The sequence below is a fragment of the Bradyrhizobium ferriligni genome, from assembly GCF_056837965.1.
Window position 1 is genome coordinate 1 of sequence record NZ_JBXEJO010000153.1, and the last position, 4,395, is coordinate 4,395.

The 4,395-nt window shown below is 63.1% G+C and carries 2 protein-coding genes and 1 pseudogene; 2 read left to right on the forward strand and 1 reads right to left on the reverse strand.

Annotated features, from left to right (window positions below; translation table 11 throughout):
• Positions 1-206: pseudogene (locus AC1VNY_RS42155) on the forward strand (IS110 family transposase); the annotation flags it as partial.
• 1,107 nt (positions 207-1,313) lie between these two features.
• On the opposite strand, the gene AC1VNY_RS42160 reads toward AC1VNY_RS42155, so the two are convergent.
• Positions 1,314-2,240, reverse strand: coding sequence for a D-alanyl-D-alanine carboxypeptidase family protein (locus AC1VNY_RS42160; RefSeq protein ID WP_482409619.1), 927 nt, complete (start codon positions 2,238-2,240; stop codon positions 1,314-1,316).
• 500 nt (positions 2,241-2,740) lie between these two features.
• On the opposite strand from AC1VNY_RS42160, the gene AC1VNY_RS42165 reads away from it, so the two are divergent.
• Entirely contained in the window at positions 2,741-4,318 is a 1,578-nt protein-coding gene (locus AC1VNY_RS42165; protein WP_482409620.1) for a gamma-glutamyltransferase family protein, read from the forward strand.
• The last annotated feature ends 77 nt before the right edge of the window (positions 4,319-4,395 follow it).

The window sequence follows — 4,395 nt, forward strand, 5'->3', positions numbered from 1 at the left end:
GCCGAAAGCGCGTTCGTGACGCCCTTTATATGGCGGCCCTCAACGCAGTTCGCAGAGCTGATCCGTTCAAGGCCTTCTATGCACGACTGCGACAGGCCGGAAAACCAGCCAAACTCGCCCTCATCGCTGTCGCCAGGAAGCTGCTCACGGTCCTCAATGCCATGATGCGAGACCGAAAGCCGTACCTGCAGACCAAACCAACATAACAGTTGCCTGCTCCCGTGCGCAATTGCGCACTAGGCAGGAATGACGATGAGGATGGTTCTCGCGCGAGATGCCACGCACACGATCGTCGTCCTGGCGAAAGTCAGGACCCATAGCCACCGCACTTGACGATGAACGGGATCGTGGCCCCAGCGTCGCGCAACAATTGCCATTTGGGGTAATGGGTCCTGGCTTTCGCCAGGACGACATTGAGTGTGTGGCGCGGCCAGTGGGGCGTAATTCCGCGTTCTCGCGACATGATTTGCCCGAGTCTTGCGCTTCGTTCCGCCCTCTCTTGGACAGAGGGCGCAGGGAAAGCCGGGTGCCGATCGCACCCATGGGCCCCGAGCAAAAGGTGGAAAGCTCGGGGGTAGGACCACAGGTGTAACCGGAAACAACCCGGCTTTCCCTGCGCGATGGGTTACGGCTTATACGTGCTCTCCCCGGCGAGACTGGGCTTTTTTGTCATCGTCTTCGCAACGACGCATTCACGTCCTGCGAAGAGACACCTGCCGCTAGGGCGTCAGGCCTGCACGATTTCACCGTCCGCGTCATGCGCACTCGTCAGTTGCGCTTGCAGCGTCCACCGCATCTCACCGCAACACCCGTGACGATGCGCAGCGCCCCTCGATCGGGTGAGATCGGGTGCATCTATACACTGAGTCGTTCTTCGGATAAAGCGAAGTATTTTTGCGCGGGGTGATTGACAGGTTTTGCTGAGTTGCCCGTCGGGTTAGTTTGTCGCATCCGGAATTGGGCGGGACCGTCGCTTCGTGGGCCCGAAGCGGCGATCCCTGATCGCGCGAGGTGCATGGTCGGGTGTGGGTAAATGTCGGCCAATCCGCACGACTAGGGACATAGTAAATCGACAAATGCACGCGGCAATTGCCATTCTGAGCTAGCCCCTGCGTAACAGATTTAGTGGCAACTAAATCTAGCGGCGCAAAAGTGGTAGCGCGGCGCAGCAATTGCGGTTCCTGGTGGATGAGATTCAGGAGAGAGGCGTAACGTCATCGGTGGAGGCCGGCCGCTGCGGCCTCCGAAGCCGCCGTTAGCCCCAGCTCACCCCCTGAGCTGGGGCGCGCCGGAGCGCACGAAGGGTAGGCCAATCAGAGGCGCGAGCTGACTCTCGTCGTCGCGCCCTTCGACGCTGCCTTTGACTTTGCGCGCGTCGTCACGCCATGTCTGGAAGATGCTGCAATTCGGGTATGTCGCTTGCCGGCCAGCCTTGTGTGCCTTGATACCGTACGATGAGCAGCATACTCCCGACCATCGACCGGTGCGAGATGCGCAGGGTCTCCATTCAAATATGGACGTCCAACTCCGAACTGCTTTTCGTGCTCGTCGATCCATTTCCACAATCTCTTGGTCTCGATTGCACGCTCCTCCTTGCTGCCGCCATTCATGCTGACGACGTCCGCGGCGAGCCCGTGACCATAGCCTCCACGCGAGCTGCCACCGTGATAAGATTTGTCATTTGCGGCCTTCAGCCCGTTTGCAATCGATTGGCGGTAGTCATCGCGGAATCCGCTTGTGATCCCGGGTGCCAGTCCGGCCTGTTCCGCTGCATGGAGCAAATAGAACAGCTTCAGCTTGAAGGCTCGATCCATCCCTCCGATCACGTAATCCATCAGAGGCATGCGGGCTCTTTCTGCCGCCTTGGGGTCCTTCCATCCGAAGTCATTTTCGACCCGCTTCGGGATGCTGCGTGTGACGGTGATCAGCTTGCGCTTCCGTTTGATGATCACGTCCTTTTTTTCGTACACGACGATCCAGTCGGTCTTCGGCGCGCGCATGTAAAGCGCGCCAAGGAACCGGTCGATGCACGTCTCGGCAACAAAGCATTCGTCCAGGACCAAGACTGTATCGACATTGTCCGGAGCGGCCTTGAGCGGGTCGACAACGTTGGTCGTGGATACCTGCTCAGTTTGCTTCTCGCTCGGCGTCGTCGGCAGAGCCTCGGGCGACGCTCGGTCCGCATCCGGCAATACACTCCCGTTGGCATCGGATTGAGCCGACGGTTCGGATGCCGTCACCTGTCGGCTCGACTCCTCATTGGGCGAAGCCGCCCGCACGTCATGAACGACGGCGCAGCATGACAGTGAAACCAGAGACGAGGCAATGCGTAACCAACCAGCCCCGCAACCGAACCGACTTCGCCTGGCGCCATGACGCTCTTTGAGAGATGACATCGGCATTGGCAGTCAACATGAGCGAAATTGATCAGGTAGCGTGCCATCGCGCTCCGGGCTTGGCAACCAGTTACCCACTACGAATTGCTGCCGAGCACGCAACTATTCAGATAGACCGAAGGAATTCCTCACGCGCAGGTTTGACAGGTTTTGCCCGCTTGCCCGCCGGATCAAATCGCCGCGTCCAAGACGCGTCTAGCGGGACAACCATCGTCCGCATTCGCCGATCCACCGTTAGGTGGATTGCCGCTCACGGCGCGGCCAGCCGAGAGTCTGCCAGGGACCGGTGTCGTATTCGACAATGTTGGCGAGCGGCTGCCGCTCGCAACATCAGAGGATTCGACATGCGTGATTTCATGGCCATCGGCCGCTCGGTGGCGGTTGCGGAGCGTGGCATGGCCGCGACCTCGCACCCGCAGGCGACGCTGGCCGCGGTCGAGATGCTGAAGGCCGGCGGCAATGCCGTCGATGCCGCGGTGGCGGCGGTCGCGGTGCAGGGCGTGGTCGAGCCGCAGATGACCGGGATCGGCGGCGACTGCTTCGCGCTGTATTCGTCTGACGCCGGCGAGCCGATCGCGCTGAACGGCTCGGGCCGCACGCCGGCTGCGACCGATGCCGAGAAATTTGCCGCAAGCGGCGCGCGCGACATTCCGCCGACCGCACCCGAGGCCGTGACCGTGCCCGGCGCGATCGATGCGTGGTGCCGGCTGGTCGCCGATCACGGCAGCAGGTCGCTGGAGGAGATCTTCCGGCCGGCGATCTCGGCTGCCGAGCGGGGCTTTTGCGTGACGCCGCGCGTCGCAGAGGACTGGCGCCGCTTCCGGGCCCGGATCGAGATCGACGGCAATGCCGCGGCGCAGTTCCTGCCCGGTGGCAAGGCGCCTGAGGTCGGCGATATCCGTACGCAACCCGCGCTCGGCCGCACCCTTCGCCGGATCGCGCAGCACGGGCGCGATGCGTTCTACGCGGGCGAGGCTGCCGACGAGATGGTGGCCATCTTGCGCGCCCTGGGCGGCGCTCACCGCAGCGACGATTTCGCCGCCCAGACCTCCGACTATGTGCGCCCGATCTCGGCGCGCTACCACGACCACGACGTGGTCGAATGTCCGCCAAACGGGCAGGGCCTGGCCGCACTGATGATCCTGCGGACGCTTGCAGGCTTCGATGTCGGCAAGCTCGGTGAGGCCGATCGCATCCATTTGCTGGCCGAAGCCACCAAGGCCGCCTACCGCGCGCGCGATGCGTTCTTCTGCGATCCCGCCACCGGCAAGGTCGATCCGGCCGCTTTCCTTGCCGACGCCTATATCGGGAGGATTCGCGGCAAGATCGACATGCGCCGCGCATCCGCGCCCGCGACCTGGGACGATATCGAGCACCGCGACACCGTCTATGTCACGGTGGTCGACCGCGACCTCAACGCCGTGTCGCTGATCAACTCGCTGTTCTATCCGTTCGGCAGCGGCATCTACGCGCCGAAATCGGGCGTGCTGCTGCACAACCGCGGCTGGAGCTTTCGCGCCAGGCCCGGACATCCCAATTCGCTCGGGCCGCGCAAGCGGCCGATGCACACCATCATCCCGGGCCTGCTGCGCAAGGACGACAAGACCGTGATGTCGTTCGGGGTGATGGGCGGGCACTATCAGGCCGCGGGCCATGCCAATCTGCTGTCCAACATCTTCGACATGCAGATGGACATCCAGGCCGCGGCCGAGGCGCCGCGCTCCTTTGCCTTCGACGGCGCGCTGTCGCTGGAGACGACCATTTCTCCAGGGATACGCGACGACCTTCGCGCCCGCGGCCACGATGCCCGGTTCTCGGAGGAGCCGATCGGCGGCTGCCAGGCGATCCGTATCGACCATGCCAGAGGCGTGCTGTTCGGTGCCTCCGACCATCGCAAGGACGGCCTCGCGCTGGGCTTCTGAAGTGTTACGGGATTGCGTCGAAGAGCGACCGCGAGGGCGGTGCCCTCCCTCTCCCGCTTGCGGGGGAGGGCCGGGGT

Coding starts and splice junctions, on each gene's coding strand:
- AC1VNY_RS42165 (WP_482409620.1), top strand. CDS start 2,741: ATGCGTGATTTCATGGCCATCGGCCGCTCGGTGGCGGTTGCGGAGCGT.